The 24,166-nt window shown below is 35.5% G+C and carries 21 protein-coding genes, 1 rRNA gene and 1 pseudogene; 3 read left to right on the top strand and 20 right to left on the bottom strand.

The genetic code is table 11. The features are described from left to right. The 8 genes from BU038_RS07900 to BU038_RS07935 all read right to left on the bottom strand — a co-directional run. Positions 1 to 74 (bottom strand): 16S ribosomal RNA (locus tag BU038_RS07900); the annotation flags it as partial. Positions 75 to 505: 431 nt separating this feature from the next. Further along, complete coding sequence (locus BU038_RS07905; RefSeq protein WP_107605564.1) at positions 506 to 1,579, bottom strand: Mrp/NBP35 family ATP-binding protein; 1,074 nt, start codon at positions 1,577 to 1,579, stop codon at positions 506 to 508. A 173-nt stretch (positions 1,580 to 1,752) separates the two neighbouring features. Beyond that, positions 1,753 to 3,210, bottom strand: coding sequence for an MDR family MFS transporter (locus BU038_RS07910; RefSeq protein WP_107605565.1), 1,458 nt, complete (start codon positions 3,208 to 3,210; stop codon positions 1,753 to 1,755). An 82-nt stretch (positions 3,211 to 3,292) separates the two neighbouring features. After that, positions 3,293 to 3,751 carry a SepA family multidrug efflux transporter gene (locus BU038_RS07915; protein WP_107605566.1) on the bottom strand — a complete coding sequence of 153 codons (459 nt, stop codon included), beginning with the start codon at positions 3,749 to 3,751 and terminating at the stop codon, positions 3,293 to 3,295. A 103-nt stretch (positions 3,752 to 3,854) separates the two neighbouring features. Beyond that, positions 3,855 to 5,192, bottom strand: coding sequence for a multidrug efflux MFS transporter SdrM (sdrM, locus tag BU038_RS07920; RefSeq protein ID WP_107605580.1), 1,338 nt, complete (start codon positions 5,190 to 5,192; stop codon positions 3,855 to 3,857). A gap of 82 nt (positions 5,193 to 5,274) precedes the next feature. Continuing rightward, entirely contained in the window at positions 5,275 to 5,958 is a 684-nt protein-coding gene (gene trhA, locus BU038_RS07925; RefSeq protein WP_107605567.1) for a PAQR family membrane homeostasis protein TrhA, read from the bottom strand. Positions 5,959 to 5,978: 20 nt separating this feature from the next. Continuing rightward, the gene (locus BU038_RS07930; protein ID WP_107605568.1) at positions 5,979 to 7,172 is read right to left on the bottom strand and encodes a UTP--glucose-1-phosphate uridylyltransferase; all 1,194 of its coding nucleotides are present in this window, start codon (positions 7,170 to 7,172) and stop codon (positions 5,979 to 5,981) included. A gap of 189 nt (positions 7,173 to 7,361) precedes the next feature. Next, positions 7,362 to 7,877 carry a metal-dependent hydrolase gene (locus tag BU038_RS07935; RefSeq protein ID WP_107605569.1) on the bottom strand — a complete coding sequence of 172 codons (516 nt, stop codon included), beginning with the start codon at positions 7,875 to 7,877 and terminating at the stop codon, positions 7,362 to 7,364. 190 nt (positions 7,878 to 8,067) lie between these two features. Here BU038_RS07935 and BU038_RS07940 point away from each other — a divergent pair, with 190 nt between their 5' ends. After that, on the top strand, positions 8,068 to 8,328 hold the full coding sequence (locus BU038_RS07940) for a hypothetical protein (protein WP_002479508.1): 261 nt from the start codon (positions 8,068 to 8,070) through the stop codon (positions 8,326 to 8,328). Between the two features lie 81 nt (positions 8,329 to 8,409). Here the strand turns inward: BU038_RS07940 and BU038_RS07945 are convergent. Continuing rightward, a pseudogene (locus BU038_RS07945) lies at positions 8,410 to 9,481 on the bottom strand (low temperature requirement protein A). A 149-nt stretch (positions 9,482 to 9,630) separates the two neighbouring features. On the opposite strand from BU038_RS07945, the gene BU038_RS07950 reads away from it, so the two are divergent. Beyond that, positions 9,631 to 9,966, top strand: coding sequence for a heme oxygenase (locus BU038_RS07950; RefSeq protein ID WP_107605570.1), 336 nt, complete (start codon positions 9,631 to 9,633; stop codon positions 9,964 to 9,966). A gap of 53 nt (positions 9,967 to 10,019) precedes the next feature. Here the strand turns inward: BU038_RS07950 and BU038_RS07955 are convergent, their stop codons facing one another. From BU038_RS07955 to BU038_RS07985, 7 genes are all read right to left on the bottom strand, one after another. Further along, entirely contained in the window at positions 10,020 to 11,390 is a 1,371-nt protein-coding gene (locus BU038_RS07955; protein WP_107605571.1) for a YjiH family protein, read from the bottom strand. A 177-nt stretch (positions 11,391 to 11,567) separates the two neighbouring features. Then, complete coding sequence (locus BU038_RS07960; protein ID WP_107605572.1) at positions 11,568 to 12,530, bottom strand: FecCD family ABC transporter permease; 963 nt, start codon at positions 12,528 to 12,530, stop codon at positions 11,568 to 11,570. Then, on the bottom strand, positions 12,527 to 13,552 hold the full coding sequence (locus tag BU038_RS07965; RefSeq protein ID WP_083309986.1) for a FecCD family ABC transporter permease: 1,026 nt from the start codon (positions 13,550 to 13,552) through the stop codon (positions 12,527 to 12,529). Before BU038_RS07965 ends, BU038_RS07960 begins: the two co-directional genes overlap by 4 nt. A gap of 31 nt (positions 13,553 to 13,583) precedes the next feature. Continuing rightward, complete coding sequence (locus tag BU038_RS07970; RefSeq protein WP_107605573.1) at positions 13,584 to 14,573, bottom strand: ABC transporter substrate-binding protein; 990 nt, start codon at positions 14,571 to 14,573, stop codon at positions 13,584 to 13,586. A gap of 285 nt (positions 14,574 to 14,858) precedes the next feature. Further along, on the bottom strand, positions 14,859 to 15,929 hold the full coding sequence (locus tag BU038_RS07975) for an alanine racemase (RefSeq protein WP_107605574.1): 1,071 nt from the start codon (positions 15,927 to 15,929) through the stop codon (positions 14,859 to 14,861). Between the two features lie 5 nt (positions 15,930 to 15,934). Beyond that, the gene (locus BU038_RS07980; protein WP_107605575.1) at positions 15,935 to 17,692 is read right to left on the bottom strand and encodes an IucA/IucC family protein; all 1,758 of its coding nucleotides are present in this window, start codon (positions 17,690 to 17,692) and stop codon (positions 15,935 to 15,937) included. Beyond that, on the bottom strand, positions 17,689 to 18,867 hold the full coding sequence (locus BU038_RS07985; protein WP_107605576.1) for an MFS transporter: 1,179 nt from the start codon (positions 18,865 to 18,867) through the stop codon (positions 17,689 to 17,691). Before BU038_RS07985 ends, BU038_RS07980 begins: the two co-directional genes overlap by 4 nt. A gap of 106 nt (positions 18,868 to 18,973) precedes the next feature. On the opposite strand from BU038_RS07985, the gene BU038_RS07990 reads away from it, so the two are divergent. Next, positions 18,974 to 20,941: an IucA/IucC family protein gene (locus BU038_RS07990; RefSeq protein WP_107605577.1), complete on the top strand. Its 1,968-nt coding sequence runs from the start codon at positions 18,974 to 18,976 to the stop codon at positions 20,939 to 20,941. Positions 20,942 to 21,034: 93 nt separating this feature from the next. On the opposite strand, the gene BU038_RS07995 is transcribed toward BU038_RS07990, so the two are convergent. The 4 genes from BU038_RS07995 to BU038_RS08010 form a co-directional block, all read right to left on the bottom strand. Continuing rightward, positions 21,035 to 21,538, bottom strand: coding sequence for an Asp23/Gls24 family envelope stress response protein (locus tag BU038_RS07995; RefSeq protein WP_107605578.1), 504 nt, complete (start codon positions 21,536 to 21,538; stop codon positions 21,035 to 21,037). A 67-nt stretch (positions 21,539 to 21,605) separates the two neighbouring features. Beyond that, on the bottom strand, positions 21,606 to 21,845 hold the full coding sequence (locus tag BU038_RS08000; protein ID WP_002479520.1) for a DUF2273 domain-containing protein: 240 nt from the start codon (positions 21,843 to 21,845) through the stop codon (positions 21,606 to 21,608). 15 nt (positions 21,846 to 21,860) lie between these two features. Then, the gene (gene amaP, locus BU038_RS08005; RefSeq protein WP_002479521.1) at positions 21,861 to 22,409 is read right to left on the bottom strand and encodes an alkaline shock response membrane anchor protein AmaP; all 549 of its coding nucleotides are present in this window, start codon (positions 22,407 to 22,409) and stop codon (positions 21,861 to 21,863) included. A 146-nt stretch (positions 22,410 to 22,555) separates the two neighbouring features. After that, positions 22,556 to 24,115, bottom strand: coding sequence for a BCCT family transporter (locus BU038_RS08010; protein ID WP_107605579.1), 1,560 nt, complete (start codon positions 24,113 to 24,115; stop codon positions 22,556 to 22,558). Positions 24,116 to 24,166 lie beyond the last annotated feature (51 nt).

Below are 24,166 nucleotides of genomic sequence, written 5' to 3' on the forward strand. Positions count from 1 at the left end.
TCTGTTCGCTCGACTTGCGTGTATTAGGCACGCCGCCAGCGTTCATCCTGAGCCAGGATCAAACTCTCCATAATAATTTATGATGTTTGACTAGCTCATAAAAACTAATTGTTTTAAAACGTCCTTAAGACGTTTGTTAATTTGGAATTAACGTTGACATATTGTCATTCAGTTTTCAATGTTCATTTTTTCAGTAACGTTATTTATTATAGCACTTCGTGTTTTCGAAGTCAACAATTAATTAACATTACTTTTACAATTTTAAAATGTTTTATTCATTCATGCAAGAGTAAGTTTTACACTCTCGATAACGCTTCGCTTTTTTAGCGACTTTATTATCTTAGCACCTTCAAAGTGTTAAGTCAATAACTTTTTTCAGGTTTTTAAAGTGCTTTATTTAACTTGTTTTTCTCGCTCACAAAAATATATTCTAACAGGATTTCAGAAAAACGCAAGAGAAAAACGCAGATTTTTTTTAAAAAAGCCTGCGTTTTATTTAGCGTTCTTATTTTTTCATTGTTTTAGTGATAACTTTTTGCGCAATTTGTTGATATATTTCACCAAGTTGATCATCTGGTTGATAAATAGAAGGTGAAAAATCTTTAGGATCCCATGTTGGTTGCGCTAATGGTAATTGACCTAATAAATCAGCATTAAGTTCATCTGCTAATTTTTTACCGCCATCTTTACCAAAGATATATTCTTTATTTCCTGTTTCTTTGCTTTCGAAATAAGACATATTTTCAATCACACCTAAAATAGAATGTTCAGTGTGTTTTGCCATTGCTCCTGCACGTGCTGCAACAAATGCTGCAGTAGGATGCGGTGTTGTTACGATAATTTCTTTACTTGATGGCAACATTGTATGTACATCCAATGCCACATCACCTGTACCTGGTGGTAAGTCTAATAGTAAGTAATCAAGATCTCCCCATTTTACGTCTGTAAAGAAGTTCGTCAACATCTTACCTAACATTGGACCACGCCAAATAACTGGAGCATTCTCTTCAACGAAGAATGCCATAGACATTACTTTTACGCCATGACGTTCAACTGGTTTTACTGATTTACCTTCAATGCCTGGTTTGTTATCGATTCCCATCATATCCGGTACACTGAAACCATAAATGTCTGCGTCGATTAAACCGACCTTTTTACCTTCACGTGCTAATGCTACAGCAAGGTTAACTGCTACAGTAGATTTACCTACGCCGCCTTTACCAGATGCAATCGCAATAAACTCAACCGGATTACCTTTTGAAAGTAAACCTTCAATTGTTTGTGGTTGGTCCTCTGCTGGATCATCGCCTGTAAATTTAGCAGCTGTTTCAGGATCTAATTCTTCAAAACGAATACCAACTGTGTTTGCTCCGTTTTCTTTTAATGTTTCAACAATTGCCATTTGCAAGTCTAATTGAGGCTTTCCACCTAATTTTGCCATCGCAATTTTGACACTGACATGTTCAATTTCTTCTTTAATCGTGATATTAACAATACCACCTGTATCTTTAAATGGTACATCTAAAATAGGATCTTTCAGATTCCCCACTAGTTCGTTGACTTGTTCAACTGTTAACAAAGTACGTCACCCCAAATATAAATTAATGTTTACTCTTATTATTTTAACAAACTTAATGTATAAGTGGTAACGAATAATCCGAAGAAGTTAACCTTTCCTTTTAAACGTAATAAAAACCAGTAAAACAATCTGTATATTGCTTCACTGGTTTTATAATTAAATTTGATTCAACTTTAAATTTTACGCGCATTCATTTGTCTTTTAGTTTCGCCTTTTACTCTGTCTCTAATGAACAAGCCGATAATGAAACCAATCAATACAATAATAGTCACTACACCGAATGATAAATCTACACCACGAGTAATTGCTTCGCGATGTAATAATTCTTTTGTTGCTGCTTCATGTGGAGCTGGCGCAAATGTTCTTGTACCTAATGTCATTAACGCAACCATAATCGCTGTACCAATTGATGATGCCATCATACGCGCGAAGTTCATAATTGCAGTTCCGTGTGAAATATCTTTATTCGGTAATGCATTGACACCTGCTGTATTAAGCGGCATTGCTAGTAAAGAAACCGAGAACATTCTTAACGCATAAATTAAGACAAGATACCAGAACGGTGTATCTACTTTTAAGAATGCTAAAACTCCGGTAAATACAGTCAACATTGTAAAGCCGATAATTACTAATGGTCTTACACCATATTTATCATAGAACTTACCAGTGTAAATGGACATCACACCATTGACAATCGCACCAGGTAAAATCACGATACCTGACAAGAAAGCTGATAAGCCCATCGCATTTTGTACATAAATTGGAATTAGTAGCGCTGGACCAATCATTGATGTCATAACGATCATTGAACAAATTGCTGATAGCGTGAATGTTTTATTTTTGAAGACACGCAAGTTCAAGATTGGATTCTCAATTGTTAATTGACGTTTCACAAACACCCAAATCACAAATAGACTGGCAATAAACGGTACGTAGAATGTCCAGCTGTTAAAGCCTGAAGAACCCGCACTACTGAATGCTAACAACATTACACCGAATCCGATTGTTGAATAAATAACAGATTTCATATCTAATGTAATATCTTTAGGTTCATTGAAGCTTTTAATACTGATTGCTCCGAAGATATATCCAATTAATGCAATCACAGCTACTGCGATGAAAGGTGTACGCCAACTTGAAATATCAATAATCAAACCTGATACTGTTGGTCCAATGGCTGGCGCAAAAGAAATAACCAGACCAGCTAACCCCATTGCGAAGCCGCGTTCATTTTTAGGGAAAAGTGTAAATAAAGTGAATTGCATCAACGGCATAATAATTCCTGCACCCATAGCTTGAATGACACGTGCAGTCATTAATACACCGAAGTTCGGTGCAATTGCCGCTAAAATGGTACCAATTAAAAAGATTCCCATTGAAGCTAAATATAACGGTCTGGTTTTGATTTTATCCATTAAGAAGGCAGTTAAAGGAATCATAACACCGTTAACTAACATAAAGCCCGTTACTAACCATTGGGAAGTATTTTCACCAATGTTGAAACTACGCATAATAGCAGGCAGTGCAGTGTTAAGTAGCGTTTGGTTTAATATCGCAATGAATGCGCTCGTGATCATAACTGTTACAATCAAATTTCTTTTTTGCTTAGAAATAGTAGCCTGCTCTGGCATAGATATAAACACTCCTTTATAAACTTACCATAATATAATGCACCAAAAATAGTTAGCAAAGCAAACTAATTGCTCATGCAGGTCACTTATTTCTATTCAAGTCTTCACTATCAGGATAAAAGACTTCTTTACACACATAGAAGAAAGCCATAATCAACATAATCACCCAAAAATCAATGTTGATATAAGCATAATGAATATGGACCACAAAATAGAACATTACCGTTGTCACAGAGTATGAAATTAAATGAAAGATTTCACCATGAAAATAAGGACTTTGCGGTAATTTCTTTTTGAAATAATCCATAAGATATTCCACTAAAAACATTGTAAAGTAACCTAATACAATATAGCTGCCATAGTAAAATAAGTTTTGATAGAAACCTTTGTTATATCCGAAATACCCTAGATGCCAAAAAATAAGCAAACGACTTAAACCAAATAATACAAAGCCTAAAAGTGTGAGGAATATCGCACCGGAAATCACAAACACTAATAGCACAATGAATGTTGATACTAAATTAAATATATTGAATTTCAAGTCTTCCTCACTCCTTTCGCACTTTCTTTATACACCCGTATAATAACACAATATGATTTAAGCTCTAAATTAAAAATATCCCGCATTTTAGCGGGATACCAAATCAATCATTTTGAATTTGGTTTCGGTAAAATACCATCCATACTATGAACAACATCAAAATAAAGATGATAATCAAAACCACGTTATTTAAAATTCTTGCGCCTCCAACAACAAAAGGTAATGCATACATACCACCCATGATTGTGGAACCAATAGAATTTCCTAAGTTCTTAGAAAGAGAATAAAATGACATCATTCGCTTCATCTCTCTCGGTGACGTCTCTTCTTGTACAATCACACTATCCTTTGTATAAACAATACCAAAACTTGCACCTGCCAACATTAATGTTGCTGCTAATAAAATCGGTGCTGCGTGTGTCACAAAGACAATCAAACTACACAGTAGTAATGAGGTGAATGCGACAAGGTACAACGCTTTCCGTGTTAATCCCGCTTCAATTCTATGTAAATTGAAGTTAATCAACAACCAAGCCGCTGAGATTGGAAAGACAACAAAGCCACTTTGAAGTGGAGATAATCCAATTTCTTCTTGCAAGTAAATCGGCATATATAAGTTATAGCCCATTAAAATCATCGCATAAATAAAATCTGTAATAAAAATAATAGTGATGCGGCGATTGAATTCTTCAATAGGTAAAAATGGTGTCGATACCTGTTTCTCAACTTTGATGAGTTTATACGCAAATACAATACCAACTACAATCATAATACTTTTGACCCATATTGATAACGGTGTGGTAATCGCACCTAATATAAAGATAAGTACTAAATAGAAGTAAAATAGACCTTTTTGATCGAACGCTTCTCCGCTTGAGACTTGTTCTTCATCAAATATAAAAGTTATAAATGCAAGCACTCCTGCAATCACAGCAATTGGGATATTAATAAAGAATAACCAATGCCATGTCGCAAATTCCAAGATTGCGCCACCCAGTAAGGGCCCGATAATACTAGAAATTCCCCATACACTGCCGACAATTCCCATGATTTTATAACGTAATGGAATCTCAAAAGCAAGTTTCGGCACAATCTGACTGAGTACCATCATGACACCTGAACCTAAACCTTGGATAAAGCGTGAGATAATCAATAAAGTAAATGTACTGCTTAATCCAGACATCAAACTGCCGACGCTGAACAATAACAGTCCTCCAATTGTTACATGTATGAGTTTAAAACGTGAAAGCAGCTCCCCTACTAACGGATTCACAATCACTAACGCAATAAAGTAAATTGAGAACACAAGTGAAATGGCGCTGGTCACGTTTAAATCTGTTTTAATTGTCGGCAACGCTAAGGAAATAATAGATGTTTCGATTGCTGCCATAAACATAATTAAAATCAATGCGGTAACCACACCGATTGACTTCAAATCCATTTTCACACTTTGACACCTCTTTCTTTTCTCAAATAAGAAAGAGGTCAAGGCTTCTGTTTACCAAGAGCCTTAGCCTCTCCCCCTACATAAAATATAAAATACCGATGAAATGACATACTGATGCGATCACAATAAAGATATGCCAAATCATATGGAAATAAGGACGATCCTTTTGCGCATAGAACCATGCGCCAACGGTATAAGCAATACCGCCAAGCAAAATAAACAACATAAATTGCCATGATGCTTCTTTCCAAATAATAGGAAGGTATAAAATACCGACCCAACCCATGATTAAATACATGAACAAACTAAGTTTAGGATTAACATTTTCAGCAATTGCTTTATACAATATGCCCCAAATCGTAATCCCCCATAGCAATATCATAATAATCCAGCCGAACCATCCGCCGACTACGACTAATGATACTGGTGTGTATGTACCAGAGATTGCTATATAAATCATACTATGATCGATAATGCGCAAAATGTATTTATGCGGTGAGTTATTTTGCATCACGTGATAGATAGTGGATGAAATCAGCATTAAGAAAATACTGATAACATAAATTGACACACTGACAGATGCCATCGTACCGTCATGAATATAACTATGGACTGCAGCATAAGGCAACACAATTAATGTTACAAAAGCCGCTGCCCCATGAGAAACCGCATTACCGATTTCTTCACCGAATGATAATGGAATAATATCTTTAAAACGATTGAGACCATGTTCATTATGTGTATTTGAAGTCTGTTTCAACTAGGACTCCACCTTTACAATTAAATAAGATTTAAGCGTTTTAAATCTTGTGTTGCAGTTTCTACACTGTCTTTACCTTCACGATTTTTTAAAGGTGAAAACTCTTCTTCTCTAGGAACTTGCAATGTAATAAAACTTGTCGCGTATTTAAAGATATCAAAATAGAATAGTTCAAATTTCAACGCTGGTGCTTTTACCACATTGAAATCCTCATCTAATTGATTCAATTGTTTGATTGCTAAATGATATGGCAACTCACGATTAACTGCTGATTTGATAAATGCAAGTTTGAACGCATGAATACCGATATTTGCATTTTGGAATGCATCTACATCTGAATCTCCAAGCTCTGAGTATTCAAGTACACTATCTTTGCAATCAATATTGACTAAACGTCCAACACTTTCACCTTGTTTAGGTTGGATAGATTTCGTACTGATGTCACGATTAGCTTGTGCAGTAAATCCTGCAAAAACTGGATCCAGTACACGTGCTAATACATTATCAATATTATTCATAAAGATAAACTTCACGCCGTCTTCTTCCATCTTATCTAAATAACCATATGCATCTAACGCTTTAAATACACCGCCATTTCCGTTTGGCGTTTCCATCACTTCAGCATTTTCTGTTAAGACAATCTCACCTTTTTCATTTAAAGCGACAATATTGTCTTGTTTGAAGAAATGGATATAGTCAGGGTTATAACCAAAATAGTTTTGTTGTTTAAAGAAGTCCTGCGTTGCTTCATCATTGATATCGCTCGTCATAATATACCAGTCAATTGTACGTCCGGTTTCTTTTTCTAATTTTAAAAGCTGTCTTGCTTGTAATTCGAATAAGCTGACACCTTCAATTTCAAACGAACCTTTCGGACCATCATAACCAAGGCGTGTACCTTGGCCGCCTGCCATTAAGACAACCGCAAATTCACCCTTCTTAATCGCATCGATACCTTGAGCATAAAAGTCATTTAATTCTTCTGTTGAATAATCTTTGCGCACTCTATATTTAACTTCAGTCGCTTCAGATACTTCTTCAGTTTTATTTTGTGATTGCTCTACATAAAGTGATTCATACAAATCTAAAATTGCAGATAAGTCTAATGATTGTAATTTAGAAGCAATATTTTCTTTTTCGTTGGAACTCATTAATTTCTCCAATTCTAACAAATGTTGCTGATTGAATTTCTCTAATTTATTCTTATCTAACATGATACCTCTCCTTAAGTTTCTCCGCGATTACTAAGGGTTCTGCCTCAAAATATGTATTTGGCCAACATAAACCCTTCAATATTCTTGAATTATATCACAAATCAATTTTTCAAGCTTGAACCCCCACTTTGAAAAAGCAGAGGTTCTTAAAATCTTCTTTAATTATAGCGACAACTATTTGTCGCACATTCATATATTCATATGAAACCAATGCATGAACCATTGATTGATGACTTCGCGGAATATAACATATGTTCCGCCAAAAGTAAATGCAGTGGCAAGTGATAAATCCACCATTCCACCTGTTTTAAATTGCACCGGCAGTTTAACTGATAATGGAAATGGATATAATAACTTAACACCTCTCGGAGTCAACATGTCCAATACGATATGAGAAATCATTCCGCCGACAATTGCTGTCATATATACAGGCGGTGTATGTATAGTAGATAACAGCAACGCCACAAGTAGCGTAAATAAAATTGAATGTGTAAATGTTCGATGACCGAACAAAAGACGAACAATCAAACTTAAAAATTTAAAACGACGGCCGATTTTACTTTGCGCATGACAAATATCAGGCAATAAGCTTCCAGCCCCTGCTAAGACTACAGTGGTGATAGAAGTGAATAAATCGGGATGATAATAATTGATGGCGAGTGTTCCAATGAGAAACCCGCATGATAAATGTGTTTTCCCTGTCATCTCTATACTCCTTTCTGGTTGTTTTATTTTATCACAATTTCTTTATAAACACGAACATATTTTCGGACTGTATGTTCGGTTTTTTAATTAGTATGACACATTTATAAAAAAGTATCTCACATTGCTTGAAAACGTTTTCTAAATAGTGTATGATAGCAATACAAAAAATAATTAAAGGATGTGTTCCATAATGGCAATGACAGTAAAGAAAAATAATGACGAAGTTCGTATCCAATGGAGAGTAGCAGACATCAAGATCCCAACAGCAGATATTAAAAATATTAGAGAAGATCAAGATATCCATGCGGTACCAGAAGACGATGGCAGAGAGGTATCTCGTATTGGTTCTACATTTGGTAAAACTAACCGCGTTATTATTGATACTGATGATCACGAATACATCATCTTCACTTTCAACGACAAGAAAGTCTATAATGAACTCACAAAATAAATGAAATGAAAAAGCATAAACTAAAACCTTCCGCTTCTAAGTTTGAAGTGGAAGGTTTTTTATGATTACACTCTGTCTAACTTAATCTGTTAATATATCTTTATTTTCAATATAATACATACTGCATAGTACAATAATACCTATAATCTGAACCACTGTTATCAAGTGGATATTCGGAATAACGAAACCAATGACGGTTGTGACTAATATAATCCCAATATATAGCCCTTTTTTCTTTGTGATATTCCTATGTAAAATCGTGTCAAAGAATACACCGAATAAGAACACACAAAATGCGACGGTATAACCAATACCTTCCGCAAAACTTAAAGGATGATCTGATAAGCCTTTGTTCATAATCAAGAAAATAAAGTTTGCGGAATAAATAATAAATAAATGCAAGAACATTGTTAAAAAGCCTGTTGCTTCATCTTTCTCCTGATCCAGACTGCCTTTGTAATGGAACGTATAAATCACAAATAAACTAATAACCATTAAGAAATAAACTGCATCTAGCGCTTTAAATTGTGAGAGTTCCATATTATTGACAATTTGAACAATCCCTTCCCCAAACAATAAAATCATAAATAAACTAAGTCGCTCTGTTAAATGTTTAAAGATAACTGGGTTTTCTTTAGAAGCGTTCGTAAAGAATACAGGGAAGGTTGCTGAAATGACAATACCGATAAAGTACACCCAGAAATTAATACCTTTAGGCAATAATAAACCAATTACCGAAAACATTACAGTTAATACGAGACCAGAAACATAAACTTTTAAGAAACGCGCATTAATGGAATGATCAACAAGTTTATAACTCAAAACATACTGGATGATTATACTAATGAAAATCAATGTAGTTGTCGACGCAAATGCGACAAACGTTTCTTGGAAATTACCATTGATTGCTTTAGATAGATACAAAATTAAAGACATATTGATACCATTTCTGTTCAAAAAATCGATTGACCAGCAAAGTATGATAAATCCATATTGAGAAAAACACTAAAAACAACATAAAGTTTTTGCCAAGACTTTCTAAATCAACTAATGAACTAGAGATATGTTCTACTGTGATATTAATCGTCGAAAGGACATAGACAAAGACCAAATCAAAAAACAGTTCGGCCATACTGACTTCTTTTTTCTTCATTCACTTTTCCCCTATTAAATCAGATTCTTCTTTTTCTTTTTAAATATTGTACCACATGTTTTATAATCAAAATACTCATAACTACACTCAATGAACTTACTAAAAATCGGGTAAAGAAGATTAACAATAATTTTGAAAGGATGATAGTGTTGTATATTGTCACAAACCAAATTGAAGTAAAAAAAGGCTTTGCTGAAAAGATGGCAGATCGTTTCACTTCTAATCCGCAATTAGAAGAAATGCCAGGATTTCACCGCGTTGAAGTTTCTTTAGTGGAAGATGATCAAAAAGATACTGAGTTCATGCACGTTTCAACATGGTGGGCGTCTCAAGATGATTTCGAAAACTGGAAAAATAGTGATGCCTTTAAACAAGCACATCAACGCCCTAAGCAATCAGAGAAAAATGCATCATCAGAATCTCCTGTTATCAGTAACACTGTAGTAAAATCTCGTGTGTTATCATCATTAGGAACATTAGATTAATAAGAAAAAAGCTGAGTCTTGCAGCAGTGAACTGCTTGACTCAGCTTTTCTATTTAGAAGTATAAATGTGCCATTAATGCAATAATTGGTAATACAATAATTGTTCTGAGTAAGAAAATCACAAATAATTTCCAAACGCTGACAGGAATCTTAGAACCTAAGATAACCCCACCTACTTCTGATAAGTAAATTAATTGTGAAATACTCAAAGCACCTACGACAAATAAAGTAATTTGACTCTTCACACCATCAATTAAAATTGAAGGTAAGAACATATCCGCAAATCCGATTAACATCGTTTCAGATGCACGTTGTGCCTCAGGAATATGTAAGAGTTCAAGTAGCGGTACAAAAGGTTTACCGATAATCTCAAAGACAGGTGTATATGTTGCGACAATCGTTGCAATTGTTCCGATTGCCATAACCACTGGTAAAATCGCGAACCACATATCTGCAACTGTAACTAAACCTGATTTAAAGAATTGTAAAATACCTGGTGACTTAATACCTTTTTCAGTCGCGAGATCAAAACCATGTTTGAACGCTGATACACCTTCTGGTTTAGATTCATCTTTCGCGTATTCACTATTTTCAACCGCATATTCTTCTGGCACACTGCGTAACGGCCAAATTCTTGGCATTATCACCGCAGCTACCAAACAAGAAACAATAACTGTTAAGTAGAAATAGAAGAAATGATTCTGCATCCCTACTGTCTCTGCGACTACAATCGCAAATGTTAATGAAACAACACTGAATGTTGTAGAAATGACAGTAGCTTCACGTCTAGAATAAAACCCTTGATCATATTGTTTACTTGTAATAATAACCCCGACTGTACCATCACCAATAAATGATGCAAGGTTATCCACTGTAGAACGACCAGGCAAAGTAAATAATGGTCGCATTACTGGTCTGAAAATCGGTCCTAACATTTCTAATAAACCGAATTCCATGAGCAACGGTAAAAAGAGTGCTGCAAAAAGGAACACTGAGAATAACGTCGGCAATAAACTAGAAAATATTAAATTTCCAGTATCGTCTGAATAAATCACTTTTGTACCAATATGTAAAAATGTCATCCATGCAAACACTACCGCTAATAATCTGACAACCAACCAAATCGGTGTCACATTAAACGTATTATTCAATAACCCATCAGACTTTAAGCGCTTCTTTAAAAAAGTAGAACAACATAAAGTCAAAATGCCTGAAATAGTAATTACAATCAAAATTAAATACGGCATTGCTGGCCCTAATACGTCTTTCAGCCAACCTGCTAAAAATGCTACCATTAATGTCGTTTGTTGCTTTCCGTCTTGCGTCACTGGCACGGGTACTAAGAACAACATAATACCGAGCAATGACATAATAATGAACTTTAAACGTCCCTTGAAGATTTCTGATTTTGTATATTTTTCCATAGTCTCTCCCTCTCATTACAATACATTATAAGCGTAATGTAATGGTTAAGCAATAAGAATTTTTATACTTATACATAAATTTGTATAAATTTAACATCTTCAAATTCTATGACACCTAACTTTCCCCATAAAAAAACTGCCTCCTAATTTAGTAAGAGACAGTTGTCTATTTCCCTATTACATTTTGCGTAAAACATAAATAAAGTATGGTGCACCGACAATCGCGATAATCACACCGACCGGTATATCTAACGGCGGATGAATACCACGTGCTAGTGTATCACTGACGATAATTAATATCGCACCAACGAGACCAGACATCATAATAATATGAATATGTTTATGTCCCACAATCGAACGTGCAATATGCGGAGCGATAAGTCCTAAGAAACTGAGTCCACCGACGACTGCGATTGAAGAACCAGCAAGCATAACAGCCAGTATCAACATCACCATTTTAACTGAGCGGACTCTCGTACCAAGCGCTGTCGCTACTTGATCACCTAAATGAATAATGTCCAATCGTTGTGCAAAGAATAAAATTAACGGAACTGTGACAATAAACCACGGTAAGATTGAAATCACATGATCCATTGAACGTCCAAATAAACTACCTGTTAACCATACTAAAGCCAAGTTAGCTTCTAATGGGAAGCGAATGAGTAAGTATTGTACAATCGCCATACAAATCGCACCGATAGCTAAACCGATTAACGCTAAGTTTGAACCTTGTACTTCTTTACGTGCGATTAAATAAGATAATAGTAAACTAATCACTAATGCTCCGATAAATGAAGCAACTGGTAATACATAAATCGGTGCTTTCGGGAAGAGAATCAAGACTGCAACAGCTGCAAGACTGGCACCTTTCGTAATCCCGATAACATCTGGTGACGCTAATGGATTTCGTACAACACCTTGAATCACTGCACCTGAAATTGCTAAACTGCTTCCGACTAATAAACCGACATAGAGTCTGGGTTCTCGATATTCATTGACGATGAAGTCATCTTGCATAATCCAACCTTTGAGGGCTTGAAGCGGATTGACAAATACGGCACCGACACACAACGAGAAGATAGAAACAACAAGCAATATCGCAATAACAATTAAATATTTACGTCCTAAATGTCTTGTCATACTCGTTTCACTCCTCTCAATGTCAAGCCTAAGAAGTAGACCGCGCCGACGAAGGATGTCACAATGCCGACTGGTGTTTCAAACGGAAACGCAATTAAACGACTGATAACATCTGATAATAATAAAATGGCAGCACCGAAAATCATCGTCAACGGTATAATCACAAAGTAATTATGAGAAGTATAATATTTTACAATGTGCGGTACAATCAAACCGATAAATCCGATTGGTCCAGCAATGGAGACTGATGCCCCTGCTAAAATCACGACTAATACCCCTAATAATAAGCGTGTTAATTTAATATTTTGACCTAAACCTCGTGCTAATTCATCTCCAAGTTCTAACACTGAAATTTGACGCGCCATAAATAATGCGCCGATGAACGCACCAATAATCCATGGAGTGATAGATAACACATCGCCCCATTTTAATGTTGAAAGTGTTCCGACCAACCAGAAATAAACAGTAGTCGTAGAATCTTCGTTTAATAAAATGATGCCTTGTGTCAAACTCGTAAAGAACAAGTGAACTGTCATACCAGCTAAAGCTAATTTGACAGGTGTCATACCTTTCGTTGAATCAGACAGCATATAAACTATACTGCCGCCGATAAATGCACCGATAAAGGCAAGTAATGTTGAAATAGAAGTCAGTACTGGGAAGATGACTGTAATCACAACAATAATAAATGATGCTCCAGCATTCACACCGAAAATTTGCGGAGATGCCAATGGGTTACGTGTCATCGCTTGCATAAATAAACCAGCAACTGCTAAAGCTGCACCAATCAATAGCCCGCCTGCCATTCGAGGCATACGGATATTATGTATAATAAATGTATTTTTAGTATCATGATGCCATATTAAATAATCTGCAATATCTTTGAACTTCATATGTGTTGTGCCAACAGTCAAATTGAAATACATTACGATAAAAAGAAAGCACACACTCCCGATAAAAAGGAGTGTGGTGCGTTTTCTTTGTTTCTTTTCAATAAGGCTGTGGCTAGATTGGTTTGTCATAGCCTTTCACCCTTCTAATCATCTTAATCGCTTATTTGTTGTTTTGTTCTTTAGATAGTTCTACTAACTCTTTCGCAATTTCTTCTGATGAAATTAAACCACGAGAACGAGACCAAGTACTACGATCTACAGTATAAACGCGTTTGTTTTTAACTGCATCGATTGTTTGCCATACTTTGTCATTTTGTTGTTTTTCTAATAATGGTTTGTCTTTTTCATCAATCATGATGAACATTTGTTTTGGATTTACTTTCGCAATTTGTTCTGTACTCATTTTCAAGTATGGACCATCTAAGTATTTAGGTAAATCTTTAGATACGTCTTTGTTTAATGCTTCTTTAAAGCCTAATTGATGGAACACTTGACCGACATAAGATTTATCTGAGTGTGCCATAATATCTGTTTTTGTTAAAACAGCAGGTAAAGCAGATAAGTCTTTATCTAAAGTAATTTCTTTTGAGTATTTGTCCATTTTCTTGTTATGTTCGTCTAAACGTTTTTCGCCTTCTTTTTCTTTATTCAAGGCTTTTGCGATTGTTTTGAATGATTCGATGTTAGCATCGTAATCTCCATCAAAGCTTGGTAATAAGATCGTTGGCGCGATTTTATTTAATTCTTTATAAATACCTTTATGACGTTGTGCATCTGCAATAATCAAGTCAGGTTTTTCTTTACTGATGACTTCTAAGTTTGGTTGTTTACGTGTACCAACTGATTCATAATCTCCGATTTTCTCACGGATAGGTTTAATAATACGGTCTTTTTTATTATCATCCGCAACCCCTACAGGTTTCACATCTAATGCAGCTAAAGCATCAACGAATGAATATTCTAAAGCAACGACACGTTTCGCATCTTTTTTCACTTTCGTTGTGCCCGCTTCATTTTTTACAGCGATTGTATCATCTGAAGATTTACTATCAGACTCTTTTGAACTATCTTTGCTGTTATTGCCGCAAGCTGCAACGACAGTCAAAGCAAGTACTAACATAAGAATACCAAGAAACTTTAATTTATTCATGCTTCCACTCCTTCATATTGTTAGATGCTCTATGAGGCAACAAATGAAATGTAGCTGGTCGGTCAACTCAGTCAGTTTTCTTTCTCTTGCCAAGTTATGTATGACGATTGTATCCGTATACAACCATCCATTTAGATATATCCCATTTATCGCTCAAGCAATCATCTTACTTTTTATTTTATTGATAACGATTCTCAATGTCAACATCATTTTATCATTTATATACAAAAAACCGAACAAGATTTGTTCGGTTTACAATATTGTCAATCTTTTTGCTTATGTCTATCAGGGATTAATTTGGACATGGTCATGATTGACTTCAAAATGATCCACTAAAATCTGAACACCTGCGTCTCTGATGTACACATGTTTCAGTGTTTTTTGATACATACTTTGTGCTAAAGCATTATAACCTAAAGTGAACTCAATCATATCTCCTGTTTGATAGTAATCAGTATTTTGTAAATCAATCATAAGATGATCACTTGTCGCACCCATAATTTTCACTTGATCATTTAATGGTGTAATATCTCCGATGACTGTGTCAATATGACCGATATCTAAAATTGCTTGTAAATAAGAACGGTCGTGTTTAATATCTATCCTTGGTTTAACTTCTATAATTTCTGCTTTTAAAGTAATCGCATTTTGGAAAAGATAATGAATCGGCTTTTGGTCTACCGTACTGATGCCTCGAAACAATGATTCTCCGATTCTCAAATGATTAATTCTGCCGAAGGTACAATAATCCAGCAATGGTAAAGCACTTGAGTTGCCGCCTGAAATCATTTTTAGAGTATAACCTGTTTCTTTTTCAATCGCTTGGACAAATTGATTGATGCGTAAAATATCTTCTTCAGTCGGCGGAATATCTAAAAAGCACATAAAATTAAACGCTAGACCTGCTAAACAAATGTGAGACATATACATAATTTCTTCTATGTACTTAGCAACATCATACGTTAACACACCCTCACGACTATCTTTCCAATCAACCATCAATAATATTTTATGTTTTTTACCGATAGATTTTGCGGTTTCATTCAATAATCGAATCGTTTCAAGATCTGTTTGTATACTAATTTCTGTTTTCTCTATACAATCTTCAAGCTCACTGCGGTTAGGTGTACGAATCAACATATAAGAGAGTGCCCCATCATGAATTTGGTCGATGTTTATCATGCGTGCGTCGCCCATCTGGTCAAAGCCAAGTGTTTTTAAGGATTCAACAATAAACTTATCTCCAGCGATACATTTAATCACTGGCATCATTTCTAAATTTCTTTGCGCCAGTTTCTCTTTCAACATCAATGCATTGAATTGAATTTTGGCTAAATCTATTTCTACATAAGCCATGCGGTTCACTCTCCTTCTTTTATCGGGTTGTCTAAAATGGTATTTACATATTTTTTAACTTTGCCTTCCATGCGCATTCGTAGTAAAGACTTCACTGTAATCGTCGGTCCAAAGAGAATTTCGTTTAATACGTTCGCATGAGGTTTATTCGGATCAATCGCATGACGAGTAATTTCTTGAACAATATCAAATAATGCTTGTTCAGTGACACCTTCATGCTGACTTAGATGATAAATTAATTCACCCATTTGATTTTGAATGACCGCATGTTGAAACTTCGCTATCACCGCTTCAATATCTTCAGCGATTAAACTTTTATTTTCAACTTTGACACCTGGTATTTTCTCTTGCAATGTCTCTAAATCAATACGAGAACCGCCTAAATCTCTGACCATAAAAGCCATTTTGTAGTCTTTTCCAAGTTTAACAATGGTATTTTGCATATGTGCTTCTATCGCAATACCATATTCTTGGATATACGCAATTAATGGCGGAATCAATGTATGCGCATAGACTGTCATAAAATGTTTGATGGATTGTGCTGAAATCTCTCGATCGACCCATTCTAAGTAACTGTCCACCACTTTCATATCATCCACTGGATTTTGATTTACTAAACTTGCGGTTACTACAGTCACACCTTCGCCGTCAATCATTGGACGTTCTCTGACGATATAGGCTAATTGTCGTGCTTGGTCTGGTTCAATCGCCGCATGTAAGCCGAAAGGTTCTCTTGCAACTTTAAGTTGTGGAAAAACATTCAACATATCTTGTAAATCATAACTTAATTTTGGACCATCTACTGTCGTCACAGAAGAAACTGTGCGAATGGCACTCGTTGCTTGAACTTGAACTGGCAACTTAATATGATACGGACGTTCTAATAACGCCATTGTTCGAAATGATAAAGTTGCTTTTGATTTCAAAGTGATAGGTGTTGGAATTAAACGCTGCTCTTGTATCCAAGTTTTAAATTGTTCAACAATGACATGTTCATATTGCCATGGATGTATAATGACAATTTCAAAATCTTCAATATCATAACCAAGTGCTTTCGCATAATCTTTCAACTGTGCTTTTTCTTCTTTTAAGACCTCATTCAACATAAAATCAGGATCTGAAGACGCGCTTGTTATAACTGCATCTTCTTTTCTAAGCAACATCACTTTTAAAGGGATGATTTGTTCAAACTCTGGCGCAAAACGCATCACTTCTTCGTTCGTCAATGGCAGCTTAGTTTTAGATAATGGATGGGTTGGATGCCCTTCGACGACTAAACTCTCTGAATATAGTAAATCGTCCATCTCACCTAATGCATTCATATGCGACATCCAAGCAAAATAGTTCAAACTGACGGGCATTCTTGAAAATTTCATACTATCTTGAATGAGCTGATGACGTTTCTCCATTTGTGCATAAGTTAAGTCAAAGCCGCGCCGACTATGAATCAACTCTTGTTTTAAACGTGTTGGAAAGGCTACTTCAAAATCTTCTTCTAGAATTTCAATTAATTCTTCTAAAGAAGCTATCGTTTGTTGTTTATCACCCACTTGCAATTCAAGCGGTCCTTCCATTTGATAGCGGGCAAAGGCATATTCACCATTGATGTTAACTGATAGAACTTTGCCTTGATATTGAACTTCTAATCGATGATTTTGTTTCGTAATACGTGTCCCTTCGTTAAAAATATGCTCTTTGATCATGGCGTTGAACACACGATGCTGCATATTGATATCTGCTTGTTGTAATGTTGTTTGTTTCATATTACACTTCCTCTATTCTTCAGTTCTTTCATCCCATAAAAGAGCGCCGCAATGATTAACGTACTAAGCCCCATTGTAATGAAGGTCGGTACAATACCTATGAGTTCTGTTAACGCACTCATGATAACTGCACCTAATGGAATCATGCCGCGATCCATCATAACAATACTTAAAATTCTGCCTCGTCTTTCAGGTTCAATATGCGTTTGGAAATACACACGATTCGTAGTTCTCGCACATTGACTGAATAAACCAATTAAAAAGATAAAGCCGAACAGTAATATTGTATTCGGCATCACAACCATCAGTAATGCAATACCGAACAGGATAGAACTTAAATAATATACATTAATTGAATAAAACAATTTCAGTATCTGCGGCAGTAATAACGTTGCGGTAATACCACCAATAGCACTAAAAGTCATTGCGATACCAAAGACCGAAGCCTGGCCAGGAAAATTCAAACTGGTTAGCACCGGTAATAAAGTGGTATAAGAGAAGCCAGTGGCCATGATCAACAATGACGTAATAAAGATATGGAGTCCTTGTCCATGCGTTTTAAAGTAATCTTTGACGACCGTCGCAGAAAAGCGTGCAGCCCCTTCTTCATCAGAAGTTGAAGCGATTTTAAAATGAAGCGGCAAACATAAAAGCATAGCACCTATGTAAACTAAAGTTTGTGCTAAGAATGCATATTTTACATTCAACACCGCAATAATACCTCCTGCAATCGCTGGTCCGATTGATCGACAAATATTAATAATAAACGAATGGTACGATACTGCTTTGACTGTACTGAGCCTATCAGATAAATCAGGTAAAATTGCCTGTCTGACAGGTGTTTCTACAGCATTAAGTATGCCCCTTAAGCAAGCATAAATCAAAATAATATATATAGGTAATTCCCTGTATTCAAAGCTCAGCAAACATAAGATTGCTGTTAAAGTTGTAGAACCTGTGACAGTGATTCGAATTAATCTCCCTCTATCGAATTTATCGGCTAAAGCCCCTGCCCAGATACTTAGAAATAAGATTGGTATCAGTCTGACGAAATTCACCAATCCTAAATAAAATGCATTGTGATATTGCTCGTATACATACCAATTCAATGCGATTTGTCCGATCCAATTCCCCAAAAACAGTAGGAATGAACTTGGGAAAAAATATTTTGCCATTTTGTATTCCACCTGTCTTTTTAATTGATAATGATTATCATTACCGATATGATGGATTATACAAATCTTTAGTTGTTTTGTAAAATAATTAAATAAGAGGTGTATTATGGAAAATATATTACAACAAACAAATGAACAACCTTTAAAGCTTACAGCAGAAGAACAATCGGCTTACGATTACCTTTCTGCATCCCATCCACAATGGGCTGAGCAATTTAAAGCTATTTTACTAACTGCAAGAGACTTGATTACGAAACGTTTAGTCGTTTCAATTTATCGAGAAAATATGGTCAATCAAGGCCGACAAGCACAAATTATAAATATTGCTGATTTACCTTTTGAGTTAACATCAAAAACTGGAAAAGCAATGAAAATGGATTGGCCGACATCAAGGCTTACGCTTTATGCGCCGATATCAGGTTTTCATGCTTTTGATTGCATTGATATGGATGGCCCATTCTATTTCACAGAAATGGATCAGCCTGATACACAAAGACGTATTATGCATCCAGAAGAAGTATTAGAAGTGATTTTAACTGAAGCACCAAAATTCAAAGGGCCAGCGAGTGATCAGTTCAGCGATGATATGATGAACAGTGCAGCAAATATGGCACTAGCACTCAGCTTTCAACATATTACTTTGAAAGATGATACGCGTGCAATGTTCGATATTATCGCACAAGCATCAGATAGTTATTTACGTTCTGAACAAGCTGTTATCGAAGGTCACCCGCTTCACCCAGGCGCTAAATTACGCAAAGGCTTAACACCACAAGAAAACATCCAATATTCATCTGAGTTCCAACAACCAATAGCATTAAAATGGATTGCGGTACACAATGACCTCGTACGTACCCAAACACTTGAGCATACATATAATGAAACGCTCTTTAAAAATTTCGAAGGTTTACAAAGTGCCTTTAACCAAGCAATCCCTTCAGATGAGCAGAATCAATACAGCATTATTGTATTGCATCCTTGGCAATACAACGATATCTTGGAGCGCGACTATGCACAAGAACTGAATGCAGGCCAAATCAAAACAATTCCTTACGAAACATCATATTATGCAGGTCTGTCATTTAGAACCTTGATGCCGAAATGGCCCGAAACAACACCACACGTTAAACTTTCTACTAACGTGCATATAACAGGTGAAATTCGTACTTTGTCAGAACAGACAACCTTTAATGGTCCGCTTGTCACACATATTGTTAACCAAATATTGACAGAAGATCCTTTATTTGAAGGTATCCAAGCTTCTGGAATTCCTGAACTTGCGGGCATTCATTTTTATCACAAGCAAGATCAAGGTGATTATCAAACAGAACGCAGTGAACAGCTTGGTTCATTATTAAGAGAAAATGTGTATCATTTAACAGCACCAGATACCATTAATATCATCCCATCAAGCCTAGTAACAAGTAATCCTAACGCTGAAATTGCGGTAATTAATACGTTGATTGAACGTTATCAAAATGCGAAGCAAGCAACATCTTTTGAAACTGCTTCAGAAGCTTGGCTTGCAGAGTATGCACAAGCATTAGTCGATATTGTCATTCCATTAATGGTGAAATATGGCATTGCCTTAGAAGCACATTTACAAAACGCGGTCGCATCATTTAATGAAGATGGCAGTTTAAATCATATGTTCATTCGTGACTATGAAGGATTGCGTATTGATGAACAACAACTCAACGACAGTGGTTTCTCAACAGGTCATTTCCATGAAAAATCACGCATTCTAACTAGTAAATCTGCATCTGTATTTAATAAAGCTTTCTATTCTACCATACAGAATCATCTTGGAGAATTAATTTTAACAATCGCACAACACTCACAAGAAAGCGTAATAGCAGAAAATAAATTATGGAACATCGTTAAACAGATTACACAAAAGAAATTCAATCAAATGCAAGCAGATCATACAATTGACAAAGAACGTTTAGCAGATATTAAACAAACTTTCTTTGCTGAAACAATTGATTATAAATGCGTAACGACTATGCGCTTAGAAGATGAAGCTCATGACTATACGTATGTAAAAGTTCAAAATCCTTTAGCAACAGAATAAAAAATGCATCAAAAAGAGGACGGTATTTTGAAGTTTATCTTCAAATCCGTCCTCTTTCATATTTATGATGCACAATCAAGATTCAACGCTGAATTATTGTAAACCTTTATCTTGGTTTTTTTGTTGCTCTTGATTATTTTTTTGTTTTTGTTCAAACTCTTTACGAGTCATAACATCTTCAACACGCATGTTTACTTCTACTACATGTAAACCAGTCATATATTTCACTTGTTCTTTAATTAACTCAGTTACTTTGTTGAAGATTTTTGGTGCTGATTCACCATATTCTAAAACAACTTTTAAGTCTACTGCAGTTTGTTTTTCGCCTACTTCTACTGAAACACCTTGTGTTACATTTTCAGTGTTTGAGAATTGATTGCTGATACTATCAACAAAGTTTCCTTTTAATGATAAGATACCGTTGACTTCACGTGCAGCAATACCTGAGATTTTTTCAATGACTTCATCTGCAAATGTTAATTTATTTTGGAATTTCGGTTGTTGATTTTGTTGGTTTTCTTGTTGTTGCTGCTCCACTTTATTCACTCCAGTTTCTTGGTCATATGCTTGTTTTGCTTTATTGTTATCTACTGCCATAGTAAATTCTCCTTTTCAAATAGATTATTTTTCGTCAATACCCATAAACTAATTTTCAAATTATAAATTAACTCCACCGATTTAAAAAGTTGAGAAATTGTTGCTTACGGTCTTTAATATACCCAATACCTATTCCAATCAAACACAACACGATAATCAGGATGGTTTTCCAAAAGCCGAGTGTTAAGAATAAGATTGCGATAACTAAAAACACTAAAAATCCGACGATTCTACCAATATAACTTTTAATAAAATTCACCACGTGTTGTGTTGAATCATTTGGTTGTTGATTATTTTCGTTTGGCATCTGGTTCTCCCTCCTTTATAGTACTCTTGGACTTGATGGACTTTTTTGATCTTTCACATTAACCTCTAATTTCCTTACAGGGATTTCTGTGAAATATTCTACGTTCTTCTTAATATCTGTTCTGACATTTTCTGTTAAAGTACGTGCATGTGTATCATCTGGTAAAAAGAAGTCTGCTTTTACATCTATGTAAGACTTTTTCTTTTTACTGTAGCACTTCGTAACAACATTCGGTTGCATCAACTGCTCGTAATTAGCCATCGTGTCATAAACAACTTTTTCAATTGATTTTCTTGAAATGTAAATATGACCATCTTTATAAAATTTATAAAGTCCCGGCTTGCGATGTGTCGGCGCAAATAAGCTGAACACCAAAATAATACCTAACACAATTAAGAGTCCTGCCAACGTAAAGAGTACTGGTAAGAACCATGCAAATGTCAGTAATTGCTGTTGGTAAGTTTCAACTTGTGGAATTTGCGGCACTTTAGCGAGCATAAAGACTAACATACCGACAACGACCACAATGATTAATCCTAAGATGAAATTCTTCAATCTTCTCACGGTGCTGCACCTCCTCATATCAATGTTTGTAGCGTTAGTATCTAATTACCCACACTTGTTAAATAAAAAACACATTTATTTTTATTAAAAAAACAAAAGCATAAGTTTGCCGATCTTTGTTATAGCAACTTATGCTTTCTTTTATATTAATCGTTATTCAAATTTTCCTTATTGCTTTTTCGTGATAATACTTCCGTATGTTTATAGCGTTGTTGTTGATAACGTGGTTTCTCTTCGCCTAATGCTCTAAATAACGACCACATCATTAAGATAATGACGATAGAGAATGGCAGTGCTGCGATAATTAATAAGTTTTGAATCGCTTGCGTTCCACCTGTATAAATCATAATTAACGCGAATAGTGCTAAAATGACGCCCCAAGATACTTTAATTGCTGAAGCGGGTTGGATACTGCCTCTCGCACTTAACATACCCAATACATATGTCGCTGAGTCTGCTGAAGTGACGAAGAAAATCATGATGACAACGAGTGACAATAAACTCAAGATAAATCCTAATGGATAATGTTGTAAGGTTGCGAACGTTGCTGTTTCTGTCGCTTCTTTCGCAATATCAGCAATACCATTTTTCTGTAAATAGATTGCAGCTGATCCGAATACTGCGAAGAAGAAGAAACAAACTAACGCTGGTACGAATAAGACACCTAAAATAAATTCTTTAATCGTACGACCACGCGATACTCGAGCTATAAAGATTCCTACAAATGGTGCCCATGAAATCCACCAAGCCCAATAGAAAACTGTCCAATTCTGCATCCATTGGAATTTTTCTCCGCCGTTTTGCGGAATGCGTAAACTCATCCCAAAGAAATTGTAAATATAATTACCTAATGAGTTTGTGAAATTATTTAAAGTAAATAACGTAGGTCCGACTGCGAATAAGACAATTAATACGATAAACGCTAAAATCATATTAATATTACTTAACGTCTTAATCCCTTTATCGATACCTGACCATGCACTCCATGTAAATAAGAATGTCGCAATAATAACAATAACAACTTGCATACCGAAGTTAGATGGTACTTTAAATAAATAATTTAATCCTTCGTTAATTTGTAATGCACCAAATCCAAGTGTTGCTGCGACACCTGTGACTGTCGCAATAATCGCTAATACATCAATGATGCCGCCTAATGGACCATTCATGCGTTTTTCACCTAATAATGGAACTAATGTCGCACTCACTAAACCTGGATAACCGCGATGGAAACTGAAATAAGCGAATACTAATGCAACAATACCGTAAACGGCCCAAGCATGAACGCCCCAGTGGAAGAACGCAAACTGCATCGCATCATCAATGGCTGCTTGTGTCCCTGCTTTATGTATCGGCGTCTGAGTAAATGCATGACTGATAGGTTCAGCTGTTGTCCAGAATACTAAACCGATACCCATACCTGCACTAAATAACATCGCAAACCAAGATTGCAATGAAAACTCTGGATCTTCTCCTTCTTCTCCCAGTGTAATATTTGAATAACGTGAGAAGAGTAAGTAAATACATACAATCAATATCACTAATAATAAAATCAAATAATACCAAGTAAAGTATTTAGCGATGAAAGTTGTAATTAGTTGTGTCCCTGATTCAAGTTGTTTCGGTAAAATTGCGCCGTAGATTACAAATAATGTACAAATAACCAACGCAAACCAAAACACTTTGGTAATCTTTTTCTCTTTCATACCTATAATCCCTTTCTAAATAAGTTGATAACATGTAATTACCCGTTATGA

Origin of the sequence: Staphylococcus simulans, from assembly GCF_003043455.1 — a bacterium.
Classification (GTDB): Bacteria; Bacillota; Bacilli; order Staphylococcales; family Staphylococcaceae; genus Staphylococcus; species Staphylococcus simulans_A.

Coding starts and splice junctions, on each gene's coding strand:
- BU038_RS07910 (WP_107605565.1), bottom strand. CDS start 3,210: ATGCCAGAGCAGGCTACTATTTCTAAGCAAAAAAGAAATTTGATTGTA.
- sdrM (WP_107605580.1), bottom strand. CDS start 5,192: ATGGATTTGAAGTCAATCGGTGTGGTTACCGCATTGATTTTAATTATG.
- BU038_RS07930 (WP_107605568.1), bottom strand. CDS start 7,172: ATGTTAGATAAGAATAAATTAGAGAAATTCAATCAGCAACATTTGTTA.
- BU038_RS07935 (WP_107605569.1), bottom strand. CDS start 7,877: ATGACAGGGAAAACACATTTATCATGCGGGTTTCTCATTGGAACACTC.
- BU038_RS07940 (WP_002479508.1), top strand. CDS start 8,068: ATGGCAATGACAGTAAAGAAAAATAATGACGAAGTTCGTATCCAATGG.
- BU038_RS07955 (WP_107605571.1), bottom strand. CDS start 11,390: ATGGAAAAATATACAAAATCAGAAATCTTCAAGGGACGTTTAAAGTTC.
- BU038_RS07960 (WP_107605572.1), bottom strand. CDS start 12,530: ATGACAAGACATTTAGGACGTAAATATTTAATTGTTATTGCGATATTG.
- BU038_RS07965 (WP_083309986.1), bottom strand. CDS start 13,552: ATGACAAACCAATCTAGCCACAGCCTTATTGAAAAGAAACAAAGAAAA.
- BU038_RS07970 (WP_107605573.1), bottom strand. CDS start 14,573: ATGAATAAATTAAAGTTTCTTGGTATTCTTATGTTAGTACTTGCTTTG.
- BU038_RS07975 (WP_107605574.1), bottom strand. CDS start 15,929: ATGGCTTATGTAGAAATAGATTTAGCCAAAATTCAATTCAATGCATTG.
- BU038_RS07980 (WP_107605575.1), bottom strand. CDS start 17,692: ATGAAACAAACAACATTACAACAAGCAGATATCAATATGCAGCATCGT.
- BU038_RS07985 (WP_107605576.1), bottom strand. CDS start 18,867: ATGGCAAAATATTTTTTCCCAAGTTCATTCCTACTGTTTTTGGGGAAT.
- BU038_RS07990 (WP_107605577.1), top strand. CDS start 18,974: ATGGAAAATATATTACAACAAACAAATGAACAACCTTTAAAGCTTACA.
- BU038_RS07995 (WP_107605578.1), bottom strand. CDS start 21,538: ATGGCAGTAGATAACAATAAAGCAAAACAAGCATATGACCAAGAAACT.
- BU038_RS08000 (WP_002479520.1), bottom strand. CDS start 21,845: ATGCCAAACGAAAATAATCAACAACCAAATGATTCAACACAACACGTG.
- BU038_RS08010 (WP_107605579.1), bottom strand. CDS start 24,115: ATGAAAGAGAAAAAGATTACCAAAGTGTTTTGGTTTGCGTTGGTTATT.